Raw genomic sequence first — 213 nt, 5'->3', positions numbered from 1 at the left:
TGGCCATTCGACAGGGTCACAACCACTGGCGAGCCGGTGACCGGTGCCGAGACGGATGCGGTGTAAACCACCGTGCCGCCTTCAGCCACAGTGCTGGTCGCGGTGAGGTTGACCGTCGAAGTGTCGACGGTGTCGGTGACTTCGGTAACTGCCGCCGCTGGATTGGTGGCCAGATTTTCGAAGTTTCCGCCCGCAGCGTCCTTAATGGTCACT

Annotated in this window: 1 protein-coding gene; it reads right to left on the bottom strand. The window is 61.5% G+C overall.

Annotated elements, in window-relative coordinates; all coding sequences use genetic code 11:
• On the bottom strand, window positions 1-213 hold a 213-nt coding region (locus AACY49_RS31725; RefSeq protein WP_339528322.1), incomplete at both ends, for an immunoglobulin-like domain-containing protein.

The sequence above is a fragment of the Pseudomonas sp. EL_65y_Pfl2_R96 genome (genome assembly GCF_963970905.1).
Taxonomy (GTDB): Bacteria; Pseudomonadota; Gammaproteobacteria; order Pseudomonadales; family Pseudomonadaceae; genus Aquipseudomonas.
This window is presented reverse-complemented; position numbering and strand designations above follow the sequence as displayed.